Consider the following 24,072-nt stretch of genomic DNA (forward strand, 5'->3'; position numbering starts at 1 on the left):
ATAAGTCACCCCGGATTAACTTATCGCATTTTATCAACATACAGGGAAGGAAATGAGTTTTTCTACAGTCTCAACGCCCGCATAAGGGGCCGGAACGGAGTTGGTTAAAGTGTGCTATTAAAGCACACTTTAAGCGACGCAGTGGAGGTCCAGCGGCGTGTGCCGCGGTCTTTGATGCGTTTGTTAGGTGATTTACTCAAATTTATAGGTGTATGTGTGATAACAATACTTATTTATATCTTGCTTTCTAAAGGAGCTTGTTTTGAGTGCTATCACCGAAGAATCTATAAACGGTTTACACCTTTCTTGTACATCATCTATTTCGTACGAATCTAATTGACCATTTTTCAAAACCGTAAAGGAGATAGTAACAGAGCATGCACCATGTTTAGCAATCGTATGCTGAGCTGAAATAGAAGCTGGAAGACTAGGCTTTGATACCTCTTTGAAGATACCTTCACAGTCTTCTGAAGGGTGTTTTGGATTAATCATAATCACTTCCCCTTCTTCTAATGGCTCTTGTGCATTTAAAACCATAGAAACTGGTAATAATAAGAATATGAGCACTGACTTCATCGAGCACCTAACGCCCGCATAAGGGGCCGGAACGGAGTTGTTTAAAGTGTGCTATTAAAGCACACTTTAAACCACGCAGTGGAGGTCCAGCGGCGAATGCCGCGAACTTTGATGCGCTTGTTATGCTTGTTGCTTTGCGAGTGCACGTAACTCATATATTACATCCATTCTGTCGTCGAATATCCGGCTACCAGTACAGACAGATACGAAATTATCACCTCGAAAGAAAAACAAATACTGCTTGCCAGGGGTAAGCAGAATACTATGAGGTTCTCTTTGATACTTGGCGCCCCCATCTGAAGATGCTTCGCCTTTATATTGCTCAATGACCTTAAATGAAGATCTATAATTAATCCCTTCAACTTGCTCAGCGGAAACTACTTCTGCAAGATACACGTCAGTTGCTAAGTTAAATAGATCTTCTGTTTTTTCATGGTAATCATTGCACATACCATAGCTCATTGAGCTTAGGAAAAGCGCACTGAATAAGAATAGAATCTTCATTGTACTGCTCGAGCATAACGCCCGCATAAGGGGCCGGAACGGAGTTGGTTAAAGTGTGCTATTAAAGCACACTTTAACCGACGCAGTGGAGGTCCAGCGGCGAATGCCGCGAACTTTGATGCGTTTGTTATGCTTGTTGCTTTGCGAGCGCACGTAGCTCATGAATTACATCCATTCTGTCGTCAAATATCCGGCTACCAGTACAGACAGATACGAAATTATCACCTCGAAAGAAAAATAAATATTGCTTGCCAGGGGTAAGCAGAATGCTATGAGGCTCTCGTTGATACTTGGCGCTCCCATCTGAAGATGCTTCGCCTTTATATTGCTCAATGACCTTGAATGAAGATTTATAATTAATCCCTTCAACTTGCTCGGCGGAAACTACTTCCGCGAGATACACGTCAGTTGCTAAGTTAAATAGATCTTCTGTTTTTTCATGGTAATCATTGCACATGCCATAGCTCATTGAGCTTAGGAAAATCGCACTGAATAAGAATAGAATCTTCATCGTACTGCTCGAGCATAACAATATTATTAAGTAGAAAAATCCATATTAAAACACGGAACCTTCCATCTTTCACACACTTTAGCTAGCACTTACTAACACCAAAAGCCAGCTAAACAAAATATCCCAAAACCCAAGCAACGGATAAGCTGAGCAAAGGCGGAAGATTCCGCTTTAAACTATCCACAGGCAAATTGCGCCGACATTAGCCCAAAGCAAACAAATTTTACGGCGCTGGCTATTGCTATTTTTAACAATTATCCAGCGCGTATTTTGAATAACCGGGCTTATTGTTCGCGACTTAAGGCGCTAAGAAAAAATGGCCTTAAAGATAAAGAAGAAAATAATCGCAAGCAAGGCGCCTGCTGGCAGGGTGACTATCCAACTTAGAAAAATCGAACCGATCACTCGCAAGTTCAGTGCAGCGATACCTCGCGCCAAACCTACGCCAAGTACTGCACCTACCAGTGTGTGTGTGGTTGATATTGGCAGGCCAAAACCGGAAGCGAGCACCACCGTAGCCGCAGCGCCAAGTTCAGCGGCAAACCCCCGGCTTGGTGTGAGCTCGGTTATTTTTTTGCCGATAGTCGCCATCACTTTAAAACCGTAGGTCGCAAGGCCAATAACAATACCGGCACCGCCGATCAGCAGTACCCAGCTGGGCACGGCAGATTTAGCGCCAATCGCGCCACTTTTTACCGTGGAAACAACGGCCGCAAGCGGGCCAACCGCGTTGGCAACGTCGTTGGAGCCGTGGGCAAAAGCCATTGCACAAGCGGTAAAGATCATCAAAATACCGAAGACTTTTTCAATATTTGCGTAGCGGCTGTCTTCGTCATCGGCATCCATTTTAACCCGGCTGAGCATATAGATACCGATACCGGCAACCAGCAGGCCGGCGATGGCGGCAATGCCCGAGGCCTCAAGATAACTAAACTGAATGCCCTCGGCTTTTAGTACGTGTTTTAAACCTTTAATTAAGGTCACCATGGCAATTAAAAAACCGACGGCAAACATATAGACAGGGATGTAACGCCGCGCAGAATCCAGCGGGTTGGCGCTGTTAAATACTAGTTTTTGCACGCTGGTAAATAATAAAAAACTCATGGTGCCGGCAAGCACTGGCGATACCACCCAGCTCGCGGCAATGGTGCCAACTTTTGCCCACGCCACCGAACTAAACGATACGCCAACGGCAGCAAAACCAACGATGGCGCCAACGATGCTGTGAGTGGTTGAGACCGGCCAGCCCATCATTGAAGCGATAAACAGCCAGGTGCCGGCGGCTAACAGTGCCGATAGCATGCCGTAAACTAACAGCTCCGGCGTTCCGGCCATCACCGCCGGGTCAATAATGCCTTTGCGCACGGTTGAGGTGACTTCACCGCCAGCAAGGTAGGCGCCGGCAAATTCAAAGATCATCGCCACAACAATGGCTTGTTTAACGGTTAGGGCCCCGGCACCGACGGAGGTACCCATAGCGTTGGCGACATCGTTGGCACCAACGCCCCAGGCCATAAACACTCCAAAGACACAGGCCATAATCAGCAGCACGGTGCCGTAATCAGCTAAAACAGTCATGGTAAGTACCTAAATCGAATTTATTTAGCGAGCAACTAATAAAAGCAAGCGGCTGCCGACGCGCTGCGCGCGGTCGGCGAGTTTGCCAATCTCTTCAATAAGTTTGTAAAGAAACATGACTTCAACCGGGGGTAATTCGGTTTCCTGGGCAAATAGCGCCGAACGCAACTCGCGTTCATGGATATCGGCTTTTTGTTCCTGAGCATTTAATTCGGCCACCAGCTCTTCAACAATTGCCAGCTCTTTGCCTTGAAAACCAAATTCAAGTAACTCGTCCAATTCATCAACCGCCTTGAGTGCGTGGTGGGCCGTCTGCACGGCTGCGTCAACATAGTCGTCCACGGCCTCTTGCATATTTGCCGGGAAGACCATGCGCCGGCCTAGCATTAAACCGGAAATATCGCGCGCAGAATTGGCGACTTTATCTTGCACCGTTAATAGCTCCAATAAATCCTGGCGCGGAACAGGCAAAAATAAACTCTTGGGTAAATTAAGCCGTATCTCAACTTTAAGTTCATCGGCTTCGTGTTCTTTTTGGATAATGGCCTTGTAAATACTTTCGGCCTTATTCCAATCGCCCTCGCGGCCAGCTTGAAAATAGCTGGTCAACAACTCTGCCGCGGAAACAGAGCGCGCCATATGTTGCTGTATGGGTTTAATTGGTGAGCGTCCAAACAGCTCGGAAATCGGGTTGATCATTATCGTATCTCTTGTCAATCAACGTAGGCCAAAACAACGCGGCGCATTTTATCCATAAAGCCCGCTGGCAGCACAACAACGTGCGGCACAGGCTTAAATAGCGGCTTATTATAAATGCCCTCAGAACAAGTTCATGATGCCGGACAAATTAAAGCCCAATTAACTATACATGCCATCAACTGCCTCACAACGCCAATAGCTGGCTTTTTGTGCCGTCAGCTCAAAATAGACACGAATAACCTCATCATCAAAGCGGTTCAGGCTCTGTTTGGGAAGCAAGGCAATGACACAACCGCCAAAACCGGCGCCGGCAAGGCCCGCACCCCCGCTGTTGCCAGCAAATTTTTCAATTAAGTTCACCAGTACATCTAACTCGGCGCAGCTAACTTCAAGCATGTCTCGCATGCTCTGATGAGATTCGCGCATAAGTGCACTTAACTGGGCCAGGTCGCTATCTTGCAGGGCTGCATACAGCGCCAGCACCCGTGCATTTTCACTGATCGCGTGATGGGCTCGGCGCCATTGGGCCAGGCTTAACTGCGCGCGCCCGCGCTCGAGCAGTTCCAGTGAAGCCTCGCGCAGTGAGTGCACGCCAAGCACGGCAGCGGCAGCCTGGCACTGATTGCGGCGCTGGTGATAAGCCGCGCCAATTTCACTGCGCACCACCCCCGAATCAATCACCACTATGGCCATGTCTTCTGGCAGGCTGCAGTAGCTGCGCTGCAGACTGCGACAATCGAGCAACATCGCCTTGTCGCGCTTTGCCAGCGTAGAGCTCAGCGGGTCCATCACACCGCAGCTGCGGCCGACATATTTATTTTCCGCCAACTTAACAAGTTGCGCCGCATCCAGGCCGTCGAGCTTAATGCCACTGACCTTAGCCAAACCACCTAACACCGCAAGCATAAAAGCGCTCGATGAACTCAGCCCGACATTCACCGGCAGGTCTGAGACAATAAGCATATCGGCGCCGCACACAGCCTCACCACAGTATTCAACTAAGGCTTGCATCGCCGCGCGCGCATAGATCTGCCAATAGGCTGAAGGTGCAAGCAATAAATCCTGTAAATCAAAACTGAGCAGCTCGCGGCTAAAGCCGAGCGAAAACAGCTTTACACAGGCATCGCTGCGCTTGAGCACAGCAAACGAACAGCCCTTATCTATCGCCAGCGGCAGCACAAAACCGTCGTTGTAGTCGGTGTGGCCGCCAATCAAGTTGACTCGCCCCGGCGCAAAACCACAGTGCGCAGGCTCGGCACCAAAGCGCCGCCAAAACTCCGTGAGCAGCTGCTGGTGCTCGTACGCCTGCCTCTTTACTACAGCCATTTCCATATCGCCGACAACAAAGTATGTGAAGGTAAAATTCCACCTCAATCATACGCTGGCAAGCCTTGCTTTGCACTTGTGCGTTTGCTTAAGCCAGTGCCACAAAGCTGCGACGTTCAAACCTGAGTTTCAACCGGGGCTGTGCTATGCTGCCTGCCCCTGTGAACTCGGCAAACAACAACTGCGATGAGCTCTGATACCCCCACGACTAACGGCAAGCCAAACACCAGCGCGGCCGAGCACAAACCCAGCCCTGGGTTTTGGCAGCGGCTGCAGAGCCTTCCGGCGGCGCGCCAATTTATGCGTTTTTTCTGGTCGGGGCTGTTTGCAACCGGCTGCCACTACGCATTGATGATCTGGCTGGTTGAGCTCGGCTTGAGGCCGATGTGGCTGGCGACAAGCATCGGTTTTGCAGTTAGCGCCGTACTTAATTTTCTGCTCGCCCGCTTTTTGGTATTTAGCAGTGATGCGCCGTGGTTACACGCCGGCCTTCGCTATTTAATTATGATAGGCGGCGGGCTGTTATTAAACGCCGTGGTTTTTTATTTCTTGGCGCAGCACATGTTTTATATAGCCGCCCAAGTTGGCGCCACCGCTACCGTATTTATTTATAACTTTTTTATCAGTAAATTTTGGGTGCACCGCTAACGGCGCGGGCGCCTGTACTATTTATTAACACTGCTATGAGTAAAACCCCAAAGCACTGGTTTATAAGCGATACCCACTTTTGCGCATCGCGGCCGGAACATATCGATGCGTTTGCCAAACTTTGCCAATTGCCTGAAGCCGGCGATTCAGTGCTGCTGCTCGGCGATATTTTTGAAATCTGGGTCAGCGACGACCTGGCCGAAGCCTGTGACCTGCAAATAGAAGCCGAGCTCAAACAACTCACGGGGCGCGGCGTGCAGGTTTATTTTATGCACGGCAACCGCGACTTTATGGTTGGCAAAGATTTTTGCGCACGCACAGCTTGCAAAAGCTTACGCGACCCAAGCCCGTGGACCCTGCCCGATGGGCGCCGCTGTATGCTGACCCACGGCGATTGGTTCTGCACCGACGAAAAAAGCTATCGCCGCTACCGCTTAATTGTGCGCAACCCGCTGTTTCAATTTATTTTCCGCCGCCTGCCCAAGGCGAAGCGTTTAGATATTGCCAATAATATTCGCAAAAATAGCATCAAAGCCCACCGCGAAAATGGCCAGCGCAGTTACGATGCCAACGCTGAATTAATTCAGCACTACTTCGATAAATACACCGAGGCCAGCTGCATTATTATGGGCCATACCCACCTACCTATGCTGCATCAAAACCAGGCCAAGGCGCGCATGGTGCTCGGCGACTGGCGCGATACCCTCTGGTATGCCTGCGCCGATCAACAGCGGGGCCTGTGTTTATTTGAGGCCGATCTCAAGCTCGAACAAAATCACTGTCGCTACCGCCTGCAAGCATGAACAGCCTGCCCATTTATTCGGTTATCGACGAGCTAAAACAAAAGCTCAAAACCGCCGAGCAGCTTGTGCTGGAAGCTGCGCCCGGGGCCGGTAAAACCACGGTGGTGCCACTTGAGTTGCTGCACGAAAGCTGGCTGGAACACCAGCTTATTGTCATGCTCGAACCGAGGCGTGTAGCCGCGCGCGCCGCCGCCGAGCGCATGGCCGAAAGCCTCGGCGAGGCCTGCGGGCAAACGGTCGGCTACCGCATCCGCCAGCAGTCGCGCAGCAGCAAACAGACGCGTATTTTAGTTGTTACCGAAGGCATCTTGACTCGCTGGCTGCAGCAAGATCCCTCACTCGAGGGAGTCGGCCTGCTTATTTTTGATGAATTTCACGAGCGCAGCCTCGAAAGTGACCTGGGCCTTGCGCTGAGCTTGCAAAGCCAAAGCCTGTTTCGCGACGAGGGCCCGGCACTTAAAATTCTATTGATGTCGGCAACCCTTGATGCCGAACGTTTAAGCGCGTTTCTCGGCGGCGCAGCAACGGTTCGCAGCGAAGGCCGCCAGTATCCTGTCGAGCTGCATTACCACAAGCGCAGCTTAGAGCGCGGCCCGGGCTTTGCCCGCAGTGTCGCACAGCACTGCCACCAAATACTGCAACATCAACGCGGCAATATGCTGGTGTTTTTGCCCGGCCAGGCGGAAATCCGCCAAACCCAGCAGCAGTTGCAAAAATTACTCGATGAAAATCCTGTGCACTCAGAACCTGAGTTACTGCCGCTGCACGGTTCGCTGAGTTTAAGTGAGCAGCGCCGGGCAATACTGCCGCTCGCCAATAACAAACAAAAAGTGGTGCTCGCCACCGATATTGCCGAAACCAGCCTGACCATCGACGGCATTAGCCTAGTTGTCGATTGCGGCTTGCATCGCTGCCCGCAGTTTGATGCACGCACAGGCATGAGCCGGCTGCACACCCGGCGCATCAGCAAAGCCAGCGCCGCCCAGCGCGCCGGTCGCGCCGGCCGCCTCGGCCCCGGCCAGTGCTTGCGCCTGTGGCCCGAAGCCGAACAAGACAGCCTTGCAGAATTCAGCGAAGCGGAAATTCGCCAGGCCGACCTTGCCAACTTTGCCCTGCAACTACTCGCCTGGGGTGTAACTAAACCCAGCGAGCTACAACTATTAGAGCAGCCGCGCGACGGCGCCTACCAGCAGGCGCTTAGCTTGCTCAAGCAACTCGGCGCCTTAACTTTTGCTACGGCTTCAACAGCAAGTTCAGCAAGCAACTCAGAAGCAAGGTCAATCAAATTGAGCAAACGCGGCCAGCAGATGGCCAAGCTGCCCTGCCACCCGCGCTTTGCCCACATGCTGTTAAGTGCCAGCAAACACCACTGCCTGGAGCGCGCAGCACTTATTGCCGCGCTGTTAAGTGAAACTGGCAAAGCCCCAATAAGCAGCACCGATCTTCACGAGCAACTAAGACTTGCAAGCCGGCCCGGTACTGACCATAAACAAAAAAAATGGGCCCAAAGTATAAATAAGCAACAACAGCGTTTTATTAAACTGTGCAAAGACATACAACAGAGCAACAAACAGGCAGCAACAGCCAGTGAAGATAGCGACGCCTGGCTGCTGGCCTTAGCTTTCCCCGACCGCATTGCCAAACAACTGAATCGCGCCCAGGCTTTATACAAGCTCAGCAACGGCCGACGCGCGCGCTTAAAAAGCGACAACAAGCTCGCCAACAGTGAATGGCTGGTCATCGCCGAGCTCGGCGGCTCGGCCGAACAGCAGCAAGATCAAATTTATTCAGCACTTGAACTCAACCCGGCCCTATTTGAAAACGAACTTGCCGAGCTAAGTACAAATAAAAAACAACTGAGCTGGCAGCGAGAACAAGACCGTTTTGTCGCCGTGCAAAAACGCTGCATCGGTGAACTTACTATCGCCAAAAAGCCGCTCACTGACATCGACGATGAAGAGCGCACAAGCGCGCTGCTTGAACTGCTTCGAGAACAGGGTTTAAGCTTATTAGACTGGAATAATGACTGTGTGCAGTTTTGCGCCCGCAATCAACTTTTGTTAAAACACAGCGACTTATTGGCCCGCTTTCAATTGGCGAGCCAAGACTGGCCCAGCTTCGACGAGCAGGCCCTGCTGGGCACACTCGAGCAGTGGCTCGCCCCCGCGTTGACAAACATTAAGCGCCTGAGCGATTTAAAAAAGATCGACACGGCCAACTATTTAAAACAGCGCTTAGTGTGGCCGCAATTACAAGCATTAAACGAGCTGTGCCCAGAGAAAATTGCCGCAGCCTCGGGCCTTCAACACAGCATTGATTACAGCAAAACAACACCGGCAATGGCCTGTAAACTGCAAGAGATGTTTGGCTGTGAACGCGGGCCAAGCATTTTGAACGGTCGCCTTGAGCTTTGTTTAGAGCTGCTAAGCCCTGCGCAGCGCCCGCTGCAAGTCACCCAGGACTTGGCGGCCTTTTGGAAAAACGGCTACGAGCAGGTAAAAAAAGAAATGAAAGGGCGCTACCCCAAGCACCCCTGGCCCGATAATCCGTTGAGCGCAGCGGCCAGCCACCTGACTAAAAAGCGGCTAAACAAACAATAAAACAGGCTCGCCAACACCAGGCTTGGCGAGCACAAATTAAATGGCAACCAGCATCAGAATAAAACTAATATTCAGCGCACTCAATACGCCAACTAAGCTTAAGGTAAGTTTTTTAACGGCCGGCCAGCGGCGGCAAATATAAGCAATGCCGCGGCCAAAAAACCAGGCAAACACAAACATATAAGGCGCGTGGTAACGAAAATCCGTATTTGAGACCGACGGGTAATCAAACACAAACTTCAGCTGTAAAAATAAGCCCACCAGCAGCATAACAACAAACAGATAATCCAGCAGGCGCTTTTTGCTGCACAAAAATACCAACCAGGCCAAAGGTACAAGCAGGCCCAACAACAAGCTTGCCTGTTGCACCAACTTTAAAAGCGGGGCCTGATTACGCCACCAGCTGTAATCAAATTCGCCAAAAAACATTGTCACGTATTGATAGCTCGGAAATGAGCGGGTAATAACACGTGTGTCCTGATTGTTAATAGCCGCCTCGGCGTGACTGAGTATGTCGCCAAAATGAAAGCTAGCCAGATAAAACAGATCAAAATTCTGTATGTGCTGGCCACCCCAAATACCGCTGTTAACAAAATGAAACGCCGAAGCAGCCGGATACCAGGCCCGAAACAAAGTCAGGCTTAAGATGCTGGCGCCAACAAGCGCAAACACCAGCAATTGTGTTTTGAGTTTGTGTACGCCACTGTAATAAAGTGAATGTAAAAGCAGCGCAATAAACAGCAGTTCAATCACCAGGGTCGAGATTTTGCACAAAAACGCAAAACTGGTGAAAATCAGCGCACGGTAAAAAAATTTACTCCAGCCGGTTTGCCACGCGGCAACAACAAAATAAGCCGCCATCGTTGCCAGCGCCAGCGTCCAGCTATCGTTGCTAATACGGGTACTGGCAAAGACCAAGGACGGCATAAAAGCATAAAAACAAAAAGCCGCATACTGCAGCAGACGATCGGGCGTCAAACGCTTTAACAAACCAAGAAAATAATACAGCGCAACGCAATTTAACAGCATCGCCAAAGCGCTGATATAAAACAGGATGCTCGATTTCTCCAGCCCCATGCCTTTCATCGCGGCAAAAATTGCACCGTTTAAAACGTAGTAAAACGGCTGCTGCGGATACTCCCAGCCTTTGTGCGGTAGCGGTGAAAAACCGTGATTGGCCCAAAACTCGATATATTCGATATGGCCGTGGTAATCGTGCTGAAACTGGGTTGCCCCCATCGCCGACCAGTAAACAATGCGCAGAAGCACCGCTATCAACAGCAGCGCCCAAAGGCCGTAATCGGCCCGCCAGCGCCACTGGCTTAAGTTAAAACGCGATGCGCTAACAAAACCCCAGGCCCAGATAAACAGGTGCGCAGCTAAAAAACTCACCGGCAAAATAATTAACAACAAAGCCAGCAGCCAATCGGAAAAAAACCGGCTCTGTGCAAAAGCAAAACTTACCGGCTGTGAGGACGCTTTAAACTCGATAACCAGCTGATTGTCACCGCGCTGTAGCGGCAGCAGGTAAAGATCGCCAAGCACGGCGTCGCGGTGGCTCGTGCGTGTTTTGGGGTAGGCAAAGGCCGGGCTCAGCGCTTGGCCATTTAACAACAGCGAACGAAAGCCGGCCGAACTGATCATATTGACCTGAGCCGTGCGCTCGGATGCCGACTTAAGTTCAAGCTGCAAGCGCGGCTGCTTGCCGTAGCGCAGCACATTGTCGATAGGCAAGCTCAGTTGCTGCTGGCCGATGCGCGCCCCGCTGATTTCGAGCTGACTGTGCTGAAAATAGAAAAGCCCGGCCAACAGCAGCACACAACACAGGGCAAACTTAACGATATCTAGGCGCTGCCAATTAAAAATAGAGCCGGCCAAAGCTTTCATGTTTAGATCCAACTTCTAAACCACATACGCTCGTAAAAACCGTCGCTGCTAAGTGGCAGGCCGAGGAAAATAGGCAGCCAGTAAATAAAGGCCACAACAATAAACAGCAGCAGCATTAAGCCCAGGCCCCGGCTCAGCCAACCGCGATACAGCGTTAACAGCGGCCGACCGGATAGCAGCTGAGTAAGCACCCAGGCCAGCGCCATAAATGAAAACAGCGCTGCGGGAATATAGTGGTACATAAACAAGCAGCGTGTCACAAAGGCCCACGGCAGGAAGTTAGCGACAAAGCCGCCGATAACAATCGACTGGAAAAACAGCTGGCCTTTGATTTCACCGTGGCGCAATGCACGCTGCAAGTTGTAATCCCACAGCGGCAACATCAGCACCACACTCGCGGCGCCGAGCCAAATAATCGCCGGGTTGGCCATCAGGTGAACATCGGTAAAGATCTTCTGCCCTGCAATTTCTTCGGTTTCAAACAGATAACTCATCGGCCTGGCCATCACCGGCCAGCCGTACCAAGCCGAGCAATACGGGTGGGCATCGGCCTCGACACCGCCGCTGTGATAACCAAATATTTGCCGCTGCACTTCAATAAAACCGTAATCCGGAATCATGCTTACATGTGGAATCCACAGCAGCGAATAAATTAATGCGCCCGGCAGCAAAATAATGGGGATTAACAGCAGAGGGTTGACCGCTGCAATGGCCTTAAACCAACTGGCAGCAAGGCCGCCCAAAGGCACACCGAGGTATTTGCAGCGCAGAACCAGCACATAAGACAAAATACAGGCGCCCCAGACCACCGCACTAAAGCCCAGGCCATTCCATTTAATGCTGTAGGTCAAACCCAACATGGCCGAGCAGGCCAGTAAAAAATAGAGCTTGTTTGTTTTAGCACTGCCGGCTTTGCCGAGAAAATACAAAGCACTGAGGCCAAAGATGGCGATATAGATATTGTTTAAACCGTAGCGCGACTCAACAATCAGCAAGCCTTCAAGCGTTAAAATCAGCGCAAACACTAACGAAGCCAAGCGGTTTGGCCAGAGCGCGTAAAGCGCGCGGGCAGCCACCGGAATTAACGCCGTTCCGGTAACGGCATTAATCCAACGCCGGGCAACCGGTGACATCTCGGTTAACTGAACCTGGGCAAAATCAACGGTTTCAGTAAATGGCATCAAGTTATACAGCCAAATACCGCCGCCAATAATGTATTTACTAAGTGGCGGGTGGGCATCAAAAAAAGTGACGTCAGCTAAATAATTAAAGCCGTACTGGGCAAAATACACCTCGTCAAAGACCAGCTGATCAAAGCGGCCGAGGCCCCAGAACCTAAGCACCGCTGCCGCCAGGGTGATAACGGCGAGCACAATCCAATAGCGGCGCCCGGCCAAGAGTTCATCCCAGCGAGCATCCCAACTGGCGCCCTCGGCAGCAAGCGAAGCACTCGCGTCAGTGCCCACAGCGGTAGTTGTAGTTGCAGACACAGCGGTAGTTGCAGATGCAGCGGCACTTGCGGGCGCAGCAGCCGAGCTCGCGGCCGTTTGTTTGTTATTATTTTTGTTCTGGCGTTTGTTTTTACGAGACATAAGAAATTCAGTAAACAAGCTTTGAAAAGGCCAGATACTAACACACTTGAGCCCCGGCAACAGCGCAGCCCGCCACCTTAAAAGCCGCACAAGGCGCGGCCTACAGAGCGCTTGCCCAAACTGTGAAGGCGCGCTCACCAAGGCTGCGAACGCCGTTGGCCGCACTTACCCGACTGATGCACAGCAAGTGCGCGTGGCACAGCAGAAGTTGCCGGGGCCTATAACGTAAAGGTTGGCACGGATCGACATAGCCCGGTAAAAGCGCTGGACTAATACTTAACGACAAGCTAGCGTGAGCCTGTGCCGCGACGGCTGCGCGCAAGCTTAAGTGCCCGGCGCCTTGAGCCGGCTGCTAAGCCCCTTGAGCCGGCGGCTAAACCAAAGCTCCGGCGACTGTCGGACAGATAACAACCTAAGTTTTACCTTTGAAATTTCGCAGAGAAGAAAGATAACAATGAGCAGCCCCAGCCTTGCCATCGTCGTGCCCTGTTATAACGAAGAGGAGGCGCTGGCATTTAGCTTTAACAAGCTCAACGACGTGCGCCAGCAGTTGCTTGACGAGCAGCTAATCAGCGAACAGAGCAAGCTGTATTTTGTTGACGACGGCAGCAAAGATCAAACCTGGGCCAAACTAAGCAGCCTGGCAGAGCAATATCCGTTTGTATGCGCAATTAAGCTCAGCCGCAATCGCGGCCACCAAAACGCCCTGTACGCCGGGCTAATATCAACAAGCGAAGATGCCGTTGTCAGCATCGATGCGGATTTACAAGATGACCCGCAGTGCATCGTCGACATGGTCAAGCTCTACAGCCAGGGTACAGATGTTGTTTACGGTGTACGCGAAGAACGCACAAGTGACACTCGCTTTAAACGCTTTACCGCAGAATCGTATTATTCTTTGATGCGCCGCATGGGTGTCGACCTGGTCTTTAACCACGCCGATTATCGCCTGCTTTCGCGCCGAGCCCTCGAAGCATTAAAACAATATCCCGAACGCAATCTGTTTTTGCGTGGCCTGGTGCGTGAGCTTGGTTTTTCATCCGCCACGGTTAGCTACCGCAGAGAGGAGCGCGTCGCCGGCGAAAGTAAGTACCCGCTTCGCAAGATGCTGAGTTTTGCCTGGGAAGGCATCAGCTCCTTTTCAACCGCACCGCTTCGGGCCATTACCGTGCTCGGCTTTTTTTCGAGCTTAATATCTGTGCTGGTTTTATGCTGGGTATTATTTTTGCGCATATTTACCGAGGCCACCGTACCCGGCTGGACCTCTATCCTGTTGCCGCTGCTATTTATTGGCAGTGTACAGCTGGTCAGCCTTGGCATTATTGGCGAATACCTCGCCAAGATTTTTGACGAAGTAAAAGCCAGGCCGCGCTTTCATATAGAGAGCAGTAAAAATAACAACAACAAAAATTAAGCGCGGCCCAAACTAACCGCGCTCTAGCGCTCAGCGCTCGCCAAAGGCCACAATAAAAGACAAGCGCCCCACATCGCGGCGGCCGGTAAGAGCAATCAGCAATACAGCTTTTCCGCGTACTCATCCACCACCGCATCCCAGCTGAAACGCGCCGCTGTGGCATTGGCTTTGATACTTTGATACTGCTTGCCGCGCTCTTTTACTAAATCAAAGCACTGCTCAAAGCATTTTAACATTGCCCAGGCCTGGGCACCTTCGTTGTCGCCGGTAAAACTAAAGCCGGTGACATTGTGCTCGACCGTATCTTTTAAGCCACCTACGCTGTTAACCAAACAGGGTTGGCCTTCGCGCATGGCCAGTAGCTGGCTAATACCGCAGGGTTCAAATGAGCTGGGCATCAGAAATAAATCGCCTTGCGCATAGAGCTGATCGGCAATGGCCGGGGCAAAGCCGTTGAGGAAAATAAAATTCTCGTGCTCGGCGCTGATTTTAACGAGTTCGCGTTCAAGCTGGACATCACCGCTGCCAAGCATTAAAAATACTAACTCGCTGCCACCGTGCTCAAGCATGGCGCCAAGCGCACTGCGACCGTCGAGCATGCTCGATGTCATCAAGCGCACTTTTTGTTCGGTCACCCGGCCAACCGAAGTCATCAGGACCTTTTTCTTTTTTGAGGCCGCCCACGCTGCGATGCGTTTATCCGCCAGCCAGTGTGCGGTACGCAGTTGGCGCTCACTCGCAGCCCAATTCAAAACGCTTTGTTGCAACAACTTGACCAGCGTCGTTTTTGCAAGTGCTTTGGTAGCTTTGAAGCCGTCGTAATTACAGCCGTTTAATATGCCAAATAATTGCCCCTGCGCGGCGCGTGCGCGCAAGTCGTTTTCGAGACCTTCACCGCCATAAATACCGAGTGCGTGATCGCTGCGCTGCTGAATTTCTTCAGCGTAACTCGGCGACACCGTGTGTACTTTATCTGCAATGGCAATGCCGGCACGCATCGGGTTCATACAGTGCGGATAATTTGGGTCGGCAATGATACGCGGGTCAACAATAATTTTTGGATACCAGCGCTCAAACGACGACTCTTCACCGCGAAACGGCCTTACGCCCTGCATCGCTAAATTGTGAATACTAAATACGGTTTGAATATGACTTAATTTAACGTACTGCGGAGCCAGGCTCATCAAAATTAATAAAAACGCCGCGTGCCAATCGTGGGCGTGCACAATATCCGGCATCGGCAAGAAATCTTGCTTTAAGGCTTCGGCAACAACCATACAGAAAAATGCGTATTTAGTTGCATCAGTCGCAAACGGCGCACTGTCGTCATCGTGACAGTAAATTTTTTCGCCCTGGGGGCTAAAGCGCGGGTGATCGGCTATCCAGGCATCGGCACCGTCGTGTTGATAGCGATAAAACGTGACCAATTGCTGCTGGCCGGCAAATTCAACATAGATCTGACCGGCAAATTTAGCCTCGGGCAGGCGCGCGAGCATGCCATAAGATGGAATAATACTCTGAACCTTGTAACCTTTTTGCTTTAGCGCTAGCGGTAGGTCGCGCAGGACATCGGCGACGCCGCCGACTTTGGCTCCTGGCAGAGCATCATTTTCAGCAGCGACCATCAAAATGGATTTGTTTTGCATCTACGTACTTCTAATAAACTTTTATAATTTTGTTTTCTATTTTCAACCAGCGATCAAAAATAACTTACAGTGTCTCTTGTTGGCCGAGCATTTTTTTGGTGACCAATACCACGCCTTTTGCGGTTACCCGAAACCCTCGCGCCGCATCGTGCTCGGCGTCGTAGCCAATAATGGTATTTTCAGGAATTTGGCAACCCGTATCGATAATCGCTTTGCGTATTTTACAGCCGCGACCGACTTCAACATCCGGCAGCAGCACGCTTTCTTCGATCAGTGAATAGGAGTTCACGCGAACCTCAGAAAACAATAGCGATTTGCGTACCGTACCACCACTGACAATACAGCCCCCGCTGACCATTGAATCAACCGCGGTGCCGCGCCTGTCATCGTCGTCAAAGACAAATTTTGCCGGAGGGCTCTGTTTTTGAAAGGTCCAGATTGGCCAGTCCTGATTGTATAAATTCAGCGCCGGCGTCGGCTCAACCAATTCCATATTGGCTTGCCAGAACGAATCGAGGGTACCGACATCGCGCCAGTAAGACACCTCATCGGTATCGTGATCGCGAAAACGATAGGCGCAAACTTTGTTGTTACTGATAATTTTAGGGATAATATTTTTGCCGAAGTCGTGTTCGCTGTCTTCATCCTGCGCATCTTTGCGCAGCTGCTCAAACAAAAATTCGGTATTAAAAATATAATTGCCCATCGACGCCAGTGTGTGGCCGGGCAAATCTTCGAGCTCGGTTGGATGCGCCGGTTTTTCATCAAAACGCACAATGCGGTTGTCACTGTCGACCGTCATTACACCAAATGCACCAGCGGCTTCTTCAACCGGCACTTCAATGCAACTTACGGTAAGGTCGGCACCACTTTCGACGTGTGCGGCAATCATCGAGCCGTAATCCATCTGATAAACGTGATCGCCACTTAATACAATCACGTATTTAGGGCTTTGCTCGGCGAGAATATCCAGGTTTTGATAAATCGCATCCGCCGTACCCTGATACCAATTTGGAGAGTAACGCTGAGACGCAGGAAGAATCTCAACGTACTCGCCCAACTCTTTCTTAAAATGACTCCAGCCGGCCTGAATATGGCGTATTAGGGAGTGGGCCTTGTACTGAGTCAAAATACCGACTCGACGAATACCTGAGTTAACACAATTAGATAATGGGAAATCGATAATTCGAAATTTACCACCAAAATGCAGCGCAGGTTTGGCTCGCCAGTCGGTCAGCTCATGTAAGCGGCTACCGCGGCCGCCGGCAAGTATCACGGCGACGGTGTCGCGAGTTAAGCGACTTACATAGCGCGAGTTGGGGTCTAACATATCATGTGCTCCTTATAATTAGACGATTTTCCAGATATCCTGCGCGTACTCCCTAATCGTGCGATCACTGGAAAACTTTCCGCTCATGGCGGTATTAAGTATGCTGCTGCGCGTCCACAGCTTTTTATTTTCATAGGCATCGGCTGCGCGCTGCTGCGCATCGACATAAGATCTGAAATCCGCCGCCGTCATCCACGGATCGTGAGGATTTAACACCGAGTCGATCAGCGGCTGAAAAATCCCCTCTTCAAACATGCTGAAGTGGCCACACTGCAGCAAGCCAATGACTCGCGCCAAATCCAAGTCGTTTTCGACAATAGAGCTCGGGCTGTGCTGCATGCGGTGTTTAACGATTTGATCTTCTTTTAAACCAAAGAGGAAAAAGTGTTCTTCGCCAACGGCATCTAAAATTTCGATATTTGCACCATCATAGGTACCAATGGTCAAGGCGCCGTTCATCATAAATTTCATGTTGCCGGTGCCAGAAGCCTCTTTACCTGCCGTGCTTATCTGCTCGCTTAGATCTGCGGCCGGGGTAATAATTTCCATGGCACTGACATTGTAGTTAGGCAAAAACGCCAGCCTTAAACGCTCGCTGACACGTTCGTCGCTATTGATCACCGCGGCAACGTTGTTAATTAATTTAATGGTAAGTTTTGCCAGAAAATAACCCGGCGCAGCTTTACCGCCAATTAATACACAGCGCGGCGCGACTTGCTCGGCGTCGCCACGCGTAATTTTGTCGTACAGGTGAATAACGTGAAGAACATTTAACAGTTGGCGTTTGTATTCGTGAATGCGCTTAACTTGAATATCAAAAATAAAATGCTCGTCAAAATCAACGCCGCACTTGTCTTTAACCAAGGCCGCTAAGCGGCGCTTGTTATCCTGCTTAACATCCATCCACTGCTGTTGAAACGCAGCGTCATCGGCGTAGTTTTTCAGGTGTTCTAGCCTGTCGAGTTCACACACCCACTCTTTGCCAATGCAGGAGTCGATAAGTTGTTTTAAGCCCGGGTTACAGTGAGCCAGCCAGCGCCGCGGGGTAACGCCGTTGGTTTTGTTGTTAAATTTTTCAGGCCACAGGGCAAAAAAGTCGCGAAACAAACCGCGCGTTAACAACTCCGAATGCAAAGCAGCAACACCGTTGACAGAAAAGCTGCCGACAATGCCGAGATAAGCCATACGCACGTGCGGCTCTTGCCCTTCTTCAATCAGAGACATGCGGCGCTGGCGCTCGACATCTCCGGGCCAGCGGTGGGCAACTTCGGCGAGAAAACGCGCGTTAATTTCGTAGATAATATCGAGCAATCTCGGCAACAGCTCACCGAGCAGGCGCACAGGCCAGCGCTCAAGTGCTTCTGGTAGCAGGGTATGATTGGTGTAAGCCATGGTTCCGGTGGTAATTTCCCAGGCTTCATCCCACTCAAGGCCGTGCTCGTCAATTAACAAACGCATTAACTCAGCAACCGCCAGGGTCGGGTGCGTGTCGTTCAGCTGGAAGCAGTGAAATTTTGCAAACTGGCTAAAATCATCACCGTGTTTCACACACCACTCACTGATTACATCTTGCAAGCTGGCCGAAGCCAAAAAGTACTGTTGGCGCAGGCGCAATTCTTTACCGTTTTCGCTGGCGTCATTTGGATAAAGCACCATGGTAATTTGCTCTGCCAGATTTTTTTGCGCAACCGCATCGGCGTAATCACCGTCGTTAAAATCCTGCAAATTAAATTCGTGCGTCGCAGCGGCTTTCCACAGACGCAAGGTGTTGACCACGCCATTTTTATAGCCGGGAATGGGCATATCGTAAGGCACGGCAAGTACATCGTGCGTATCGACCCAGCGCTTACAGGATGCGCCGGCATCATTTACATAAAACTCTGAGCGGCCGTAAAATTTCACTGTGCACGTTCTATCGGCCTGTTCTATTTCCCAAGGGTTGCCAGCCATCAACCAGTGATCCGGCTGCTCAAATTGGCGGCCCTCGCGAATGCTCTGGTGAAACATGCCGTATTCATAGCGAATGCCATAGCCGCGCACGGGCAACGCCAGCGCCGCACAGCTGTCCATAAAACACGCAGCCAAGCGGCCGAGGCCACCGTTGCCAAGACCCGCGTCGCGCTCTTCGCTTTCAAGTTCTTCATAGGCCTGGCCGAGCTCTTGTAAGGCTCGGCCGGCCGAACTTCTAAGCCCCATGCTCATTACCGCATTGTTCATGCTGCGGCCAAGTAAAAATTCAAGGCTTAAATAAAAACCGCGCTTGGTTTCGTAGGTGGTTTCTTTAAGGCGGGTTTGCTGCCAGTCGTGCATCAGGTGATCGCGCACAGCCAGAGCCAGCGCCTGGCTCCAGTCTTTGGCTTTTTGGTGGTCAAAACAGCCGAGGGTATAGAGCAAATGGTGCTGCATATTCGATGACAGCTCATTGCTGTCATTGTTGTTTACGCGCTGGTTGTCACTTCCTGTTGTACTGCTTACTGCATCGACGGTCATGGTGAGCCTCACTCTGAAGAGTCTGATTCAATAAAAACTGCCTTAAGTAACTGTAAAGAGCGAGCACACATAAAACTGCTCGCCCCGCTTTCAATTTTTTCTACCACCGCTTTGCCATCACTGCTGGCACTATCGAGCAAACACTGCCAGTTTTTAACACCCGCTTCGTCAGGCATATGAAATTGCAGGTCCTGATCGGATGCATTAAATAACAGCATTAACATGCAGCCGCTTTTCTGGCTTGTATTTTGTTCAGAAGCTGCCGTCTCTTCACTAGTTGTGGTTTTGTCGCTCGCCTCACCGGGCTTGCTTGCAACCGGGCCTGCCTGTTCATCAGCGCTATGAACACCTGCGTCGGCGGCACTTTGTAAAATCCAGCCGAGTTGATTTTGGTTGCTGTGATGCCAGTCGTCATCACTCATCGCTGCCCCACTGGCATTGACCCAACGCGAGCAGCGGCCCTCGGCAGAAAAGGTATTTGGCTCGTGGATATAGTGCTCACTGGTAAACAGCGCAAAGGCTTTGCGCAGTTCAATACAGTGCGCAGTAAAGGCTTTTAAAGCTTCGGCCTGCTCATCGTGCTCTGGCCAATTAAACCAATTTATTTCGTTGTCTTGGCAATAGGCATTGTTGTTGCCTTGTTGAGTGCGGCCAAATTCATCGCCGCCAAGCATCATCGGTGTGCCTTGGCTAAACATTAAGGTCGCAATAAAGTTGCGCTGTTGACGCCAGCGCACCGCGTCGATATTGGCATCCTGGCTGGGGCCTTCGACACCATAATTATCGCTAAAATTGGCGTGGTGGCCGTCGCGGTTATTTTCTTTATTGGCAATATTGTTGCGCTCTCGATAGCTGACCAAGTCGCGCAAGCTAAAACCGTCGTGGCTGCAAATAAAATTTAAACTAGCTCGCGGTTTGCGGCCGCTGTATTCAAATAAATCGGCCGAACCGTGAATACGCCGGGCAAACTCCGGTAAAACACCATTTTCATTAGTCCAAAAGCGCCGGCAGATATCCCGATATTTATCGTTCCACTCCGACCACTGCCCAGGAAACGCACCGAGTTGATAACCGCCCGGGCCAATATCCCACGGCTCGGCAATAAATTTGCAACTGGCAAGCAAAGGGTCTTGTGCAACCGCTTGAAAAAATGCGGCGCGATTACTAAAGCCTTTTTCGTCTCGCCCCAAGATACTGGCCAGATCAAAACGAAAACCGTCAACACCCATTTCCCCTGCCCAGTAACGCAGGCTATCGAGCACCAATTGCATCACCCGCGGATGCTCAACCCGCACAGTATTTCCGCAGCCGGTATCGTTGACGTAGTAGCGTGCGCTGCTTTTTTCGAGACGGTAATAGTTGAGATTGTCGATACCCCGGAAGCTCAACAAGGGGCCAAATTGATTGGATTCAGCTGTGTGGTTATAGACCACATCGAGTATTACCTCTATGCCGGCCTCGTGCAGCGCGGCCACCGCCTGTTTAAACTCTTCGCGCTTGCCAGAGCTCAAATAATCGCGGTGCACACAGAAAAAATTCAGAGTGTTATAACCCCAGTAATTGCTGAGGCCCTGCTGCACCAAAAACTCTTCATCAATAAAACTGTGTACCGGCAGCAGTTCCACTGCACTGACACCCAGCGAGCGCAAATAATTAATGCTGTTGGGGTGAGCCAGACCGGCAAAGGTGCCGCGTATATCGGCAGGTAGCTCTAGCTTGAGCTGGCTAAAGCCGCGCACGTGGCACTCGTAGATAACAAGTTCAGCCCAACTGAGCCCGGGCTTTTTTGCTTGTATCGCGGCAATGTCTTCACTGGAAGCGCGCTCGCAGACCACACTTTTGGGAACAATCGCAGCGCTGTCGCCATCGTTTAAGCTCAGATCTTTTTGCAGGTTTTTACTGTCGTAGGGAAAAACATTTTTATCCCAGCAAAAATCCCGATCGAGCTCGCGCGCGTAAGGGTCAATCAATAATTTATTGGCATTAAAGCGCAGGCCCTTTTCCGGTAAATACGGGCCGTAAACACGATAGCCGTATTTAGCACCGGCTTTAAGCCCAAGTACAAAAACAGACCAACAGTGATCTTCACCTTTTTTTAAAGCTAGGCGCTGTACTTCCTGCTGGCCATAGCTGTCGAATAGACACAGCTCAACCGCTTCAGCGTGCTCACTAAACAGAGCAAAATTCACACCCTGCTCGTCGGGTGTGGCGCCAAGCGGCCAGCTATTTCCGGCCCTGCTGCAGAATGTCTGCATTAGTCACCCTCAAATTCAAATATCACCGTCGCCAGCGGCGGCACTGTAATCACTATGCTGCGTTCCCTGCCCTGCCAGCTCTGCTCTATGCTTTCTACCACACCTGCGTTACCCATATTTGAACCGCCGTAAATATCGGCATCGGTGTTGATTATTTCGCGATAGCGCCCAGCCAAATTCACTCCGACACGGTAGTCTTCCCTGGGCACGGGCGTCATATTGCTGATGACCACAAGTTGACCATTGCTGCTTATCGATTTACGCAGAAAAACAAACACCGAGTTGTGCCTGTCGTCGGCCTCAACCCATTCAAAACCATCGGGGTCGCTGTCGTTATCGTACAGTGCCGGGCTGTTTAAATAGAGTGTATTTAAATCTTTTACCAAACGCTGCACACCACTGTGTTCGCTGTGCTCCAGCTGGTGCCAGCACAGCGAATTATCGTGATCCCACTCGGGGCCCTGACCAAATTCACAGCCCATAAACATTAATTTCTTGCCGGGGTGCGTCCACATAAATGCGTAATACGAACGCAGGTTGGCAAATTTCTGCCAAGCATCACCCGGCATGCGATCCAGAATAGAGCCTTTACCGTGTACAACTTCGTCGTGGCTCAGCGGTAAAATAAAATTTTCGCTAAATGCGTACAGCAGCGAGAAGGTCATATTGTGATGGTGGTATTTGCGGTGCACCGGCTCTTTGCTGACATATTCAAGACTGTCGTTCATCCAGCCCATATTCCATTTAAAACCAAAGCCGAGGCCACCGGAGTACAGCGGCTTGCTGACCCCAGGCCAGGCGGTGCTCTCTTCGGCAACCATCATGGTATCGGGGAAATTGCGATAGACACGCTCGTTGGTATTTTTAAGAAAATCAATCGCCTCGAGGTTTTCCCGGCCGCCGTAACGGTTGGCTATCCACTCGCCGTCTTCACGGCTGTAATCGAGATAGAGCATCGAGGCAACGGCGTCGACACGCAGGCCGTCGATGTGAAACTTATCGAGCCAAAACAGCGCATTGCTCATTAAAAAGCCAGAGACCTCACTGCGCCCGTAGTTGTAAATATAGGTATTCCAATCCGGGTGAAAACCCTGCCTGTCATCGGCGTGTTCATACAGCGGCGTGCCATCAAAACGCCCGAGACCGTGTGCATCGGTCGGGAAGTGGCCCGGTACCCAGTCAATCAGAACCGCCAGCTCGTGTTGGTGGCACTGGTCAACAAAATATTTAAAATCGTCAATGCTGCCGTAACGACTGGTTGCGGCAAATAAACCCACTGGTTGATAACCCCAACTACCGTCAAAAGGGTATTCGCTAACCGGCATCAACTGCACATGGGTAAAGCCCATTTCTTTGACATAGGGAATCAGTTGCTCGGCCAGCTCGCGATAACTCAAATAGCGGTTGCCCTCTTCCGGAACGCGCTTCCACGAACCCAAGTGGACTTCGTATACCGAAATAGCGCTGTCGTTTTTTGTGCGCCAGCCGCGTTTATCTGCCCAGTCCTGGTCGTGCCACTGGTAGGCCCTGTGATCGGCAACCACCGACGCTTGCTGGGGTGGCAGCTCCGCGGCAAAACCAAAAGGGTCTGCTTTGTGAGGCAGCAAGTTGCCATCGCAGTCTTTGATTTCAAATTTGTATTTATCGCCGGCCGTCACACCGGGGATAAAAATCTCCCAAATGCCCGATGGAATAAGCTTGCGCATCACGTGGCGGCGGCCATCCCACAAATTAAAATCAGCCACAACCGATACACGCGAAGCATTGGGGGCCCATACGGCAAAACGACAGCCATCGACATCACCGACACTCATTAAATGCGCACCGAGCATCTCGTAGGCCTGTTCGTTATTGCCCTGCGCCCACAAAAAGACATCGTCGGGATTTAATAACGAGCCAAAACGATAACAGTCTTCAATTAGTTGCTCGCCCCAGTTACCGTATATTTTTAATAGATATGGGTCGGAACGTTTGCCAGGCAAAATACCTTCATAAAGGCCATCACTGTGTAAACACTCCATCGGCGCCAGTAGCTCCAGGCCGTCGTAAGTCCACAGTTCAATATTTTGAATGCCCGGTACAAACGCGCGCACACAGTAACTTCCATCGTCATTTTTGTGCATGCCTAGCACGGAAAAAATATCGTCGTGCTCAGAATCGATAATGCGCTGAATGCATTCTTCGCTTAGTAATCCCGCCATGAAGTGCTGCCT

Annotated in this window: 17 protein-coding genes; 4 read left to right on the forward strand and 13 right to left on the reverse strand. The window is 50.9% G+C overall.

Annotation, left to right across the window (positions count from 1 at the left end):
• Positions 1–192: 192 nt before the first annotated feature.
• The 6 genes from CFK45_RS18380 to galK all read right to left on the reverse strand — a co-directional run bounded on the left by CFK45_RS18380 (position 193) and on the right by galK (position 5,194).
• Entirely contained in the window at positions 193–576 is a 384-nt protein-coding gene (locus CFK45_RS18380; RefSeq protein ID WP_143247618.1) for a hypothetical protein, read from the reverse strand.
• 120 nt (positions 577–696) lie between these two features.
• Positions 697–1,080, reverse strand: a complete 384-nt coding sequence (locus CFK45_RS15970) for a hypothetical protein (RefSeq protein ID WP_096087454.1) — start codon at positions 1,078–1,080, stop codon at positions 697–699.
• 127 nt (positions 1,081–1,207) lie between these two features.
• Positions 1,208–1,591 (reverse strand): hypothetical protein, encoded by a 384-nt coding sequence (locus CFK45_RS15975; protein ID WP_096087455.1) that lies wholly within the window; start codon positions 1,589–1,591, stop codon positions 1,208–1,210.
• A 306-nt stretch (positions 1,592–1,897) separates the two neighbouring features.
• Positions 1,898–3,169, reverse strand: a complete 1,272-nt coding sequence (locus CFK45_RS15980) for an inorganic phosphate transporter (protein ID WP_096087456.1) — start codon at positions 3,167–3,169, stop codon at positions 1,898–1,900.
• A gap of 24 nt (positions 3,170–3,193) precedes the next feature.
• Positions 3,194–3,868, reverse strand: coding sequence for a TIGR00153 family protein (locus tag CFK45_RS15985; protein ID WP_096087457.1), 675 nt, complete (start codon positions 3,866–3,868; stop codon positions 3,194–3,196).
• A 159-nt stretch (positions 3,869–4,027) separates the two neighbouring features.
• Positions 4,028–5,194 carry a galactokinase gene (gene galK, locus CFK45_RS15990; protein WP_158224736.1) on the reverse strand — a complete coding sequence of 389 codons (1,167 nt, stop codon included), beginning with the start codon at positions 5,192–5,194 and terminating at the stop codon, positions 4,028–4,030.
• 186 nt (positions 5,195–5,380) lie between these two features.
• On the opposite strand from galK, the gene CFK45_RS15995 reads away from it, so the two are divergent.
• The 3 genes from CFK45_RS15995 to hrpB are packed head-to-tail and all read left to right on the forward strand — an operon-like array spanning position 5,381 to position 9,245.
• Positions 5,381–5,842, forward strand: coding sequence for a GtrA family protein (locus CFK45_RS15995; RefSeq protein ID WP_096087459.1), 462 nt, complete (start codon positions 5,381–5,383; stop codon positions 5,840–5,842).
• Positions 5,843–5,877: 35 nt separating this feature from the next.
• Complete coding sequence (locus tag CFK45_RS16000; protein ID WP_096087460.1) at positions 5,878–6,645, forward strand: UDP-2,3-diacylglucosamine diphosphatase; 768 nt, start codon at positions 5,878–5,880, stop codon at positions 6,643–6,645.
• Positions 6,642–9,245, forward strand: coding sequence for an ATP-dependent helicase HrpB (hrpB, locus tag CFK45_RS16005; RefSeq protein WP_096087461.1), 2,604 nt, complete (start codon positions 6,642–6,644; stop codon positions 9,243–9,245). The genes CFK45_RS16000 and hrpB overlap by 4 nt, the downstream gene beginning before the upstream one ends.
• Before the next feature lie 36 nt (positions 9,246–9,281).
• On the opposite strand, the gene CFK45_RS16010 is transcribed toward hrpB, so the two are convergent.
• Both CFK45_RS16010 and CFK45_RS16015 read right to left on the reverse strand, forming a co-directional pair.
• A complete protein-coding gene (locus tag CFK45_RS16010; protein WP_096087462.1) occupies positions 9,282–11,132 on the reverse strand; it encodes a hypothetical protein in 1,851 nt (616 codons plus the stop codon).
• 2 nt (positions 11,133–11,134) lie between these two features.
• Entirely contained in the window at positions 11,135–12,724 is a 1,590-nt protein-coding gene (locus CFK45_RS16015) for a phospholipid carrier-dependent glycosyltransferase (protein ID WP_096087463.1), read from the reverse strand.
• 454 nt (positions 12,725–13,178) lie between these two features.
• On the opposite strand from CFK45_RS16015, the gene CFK45_RS16025 reads away from it, so the two are divergent.
• Positions 13,179–14,138 carry a glycosyltransferase family 2 protein gene (locus CFK45_RS16025; protein WP_096087556.1) on the forward strand — a complete coding sequence of 320 codons (960 nt, stop codon included), beginning with the start codon at positions 13,179–13,181 and terminating at the stop codon, positions 14,136–14,138.
• A gap of 95 nt (positions 14,139–14,233) precedes the next feature.
• On the opposite strand, the gene CFK45_RS16030 is transcribed toward CFK45_RS16025, so the two are convergent.
• The 5 genes from CFK45_RS16030 to glgB all read right to left on the reverse strand — a co-directional run bounded on the left by CFK45_RS16030 (position 14,234) and on the right by glgB (position 24,060).
• On the reverse strand, positions 14,234–15,784 hold the full coding sequence (locus CFK45_RS16030) for a glycogen synthase (RefSeq protein ID WP_239923721.1): 1,551 nt from the start codon (positions 15,782–15,784) through the stop codon (positions 14,234–14,236).
• Between the two features lie 64 nt (positions 15,785–15,848).
• Positions 15,849–17,114 carry a glucose-1-phosphate adenylyltransferase gene (gene glgC / locus CFK45_RS16035; protein WP_096087465.1) on the reverse strand — a complete coding sequence of 422 codons (1,266 nt, stop codon included), beginning with the start codon at positions 17,112–17,114 and terminating at the stop codon, positions 15,849–15,851.
• Between the two features lie 18 nt (positions 17,115–17,132).
• The gene (locus tag CFK45_RS16040; protein ID WP_096087466.1) at positions 17,133–19,604 is read right to left on the reverse strand and encodes a glycogen/starch/alpha-glucan phosphorylase; all 2,472 of its coding nucleotides are present in this window, start codon (positions 19,602–19,604) and stop codon (positions 17,133–17,135) included.
• An 8-nt stretch (positions 19,605–19,612) separates the two neighbouring features.
• Positions 19,613–21,859 (reverse strand): glycogen debranching protein GlgX, encoded by a 2,247-nt coding sequence (glgX, locus tag CFK45_RS16045; protein WP_096087467.1) that lies wholly within the window; start codon positions 21,857–21,859, stop codon positions 19,613–19,615.
• A complete protein-coding gene (gene glgB, locus CFK45_RS16050; protein ID WP_096087468.1) occupies positions 21,859–24,060 on the reverse strand; it encodes a 1,4-alpha-glucan branching protein GlgB in 2,202 nt (733 codons plus the stop codon). Before glgB ends, glgX begins: the two co-directional genes overlap by 1 nt.
• Between the last annotated feature and the right edge of the window lie 12 nt (positions 24,061–24,072).

Source organism: Agaribacterium haliotis, from assembly GCF_002312815.1.
GTDB classification, from domain to species: domain Bacteria; phylum Pseudomonadota; class Gammaproteobacteria; order Pseudomonadales; family Cellvibrionaceae; genus Agaribacterium; species Agaribacterium haliotis.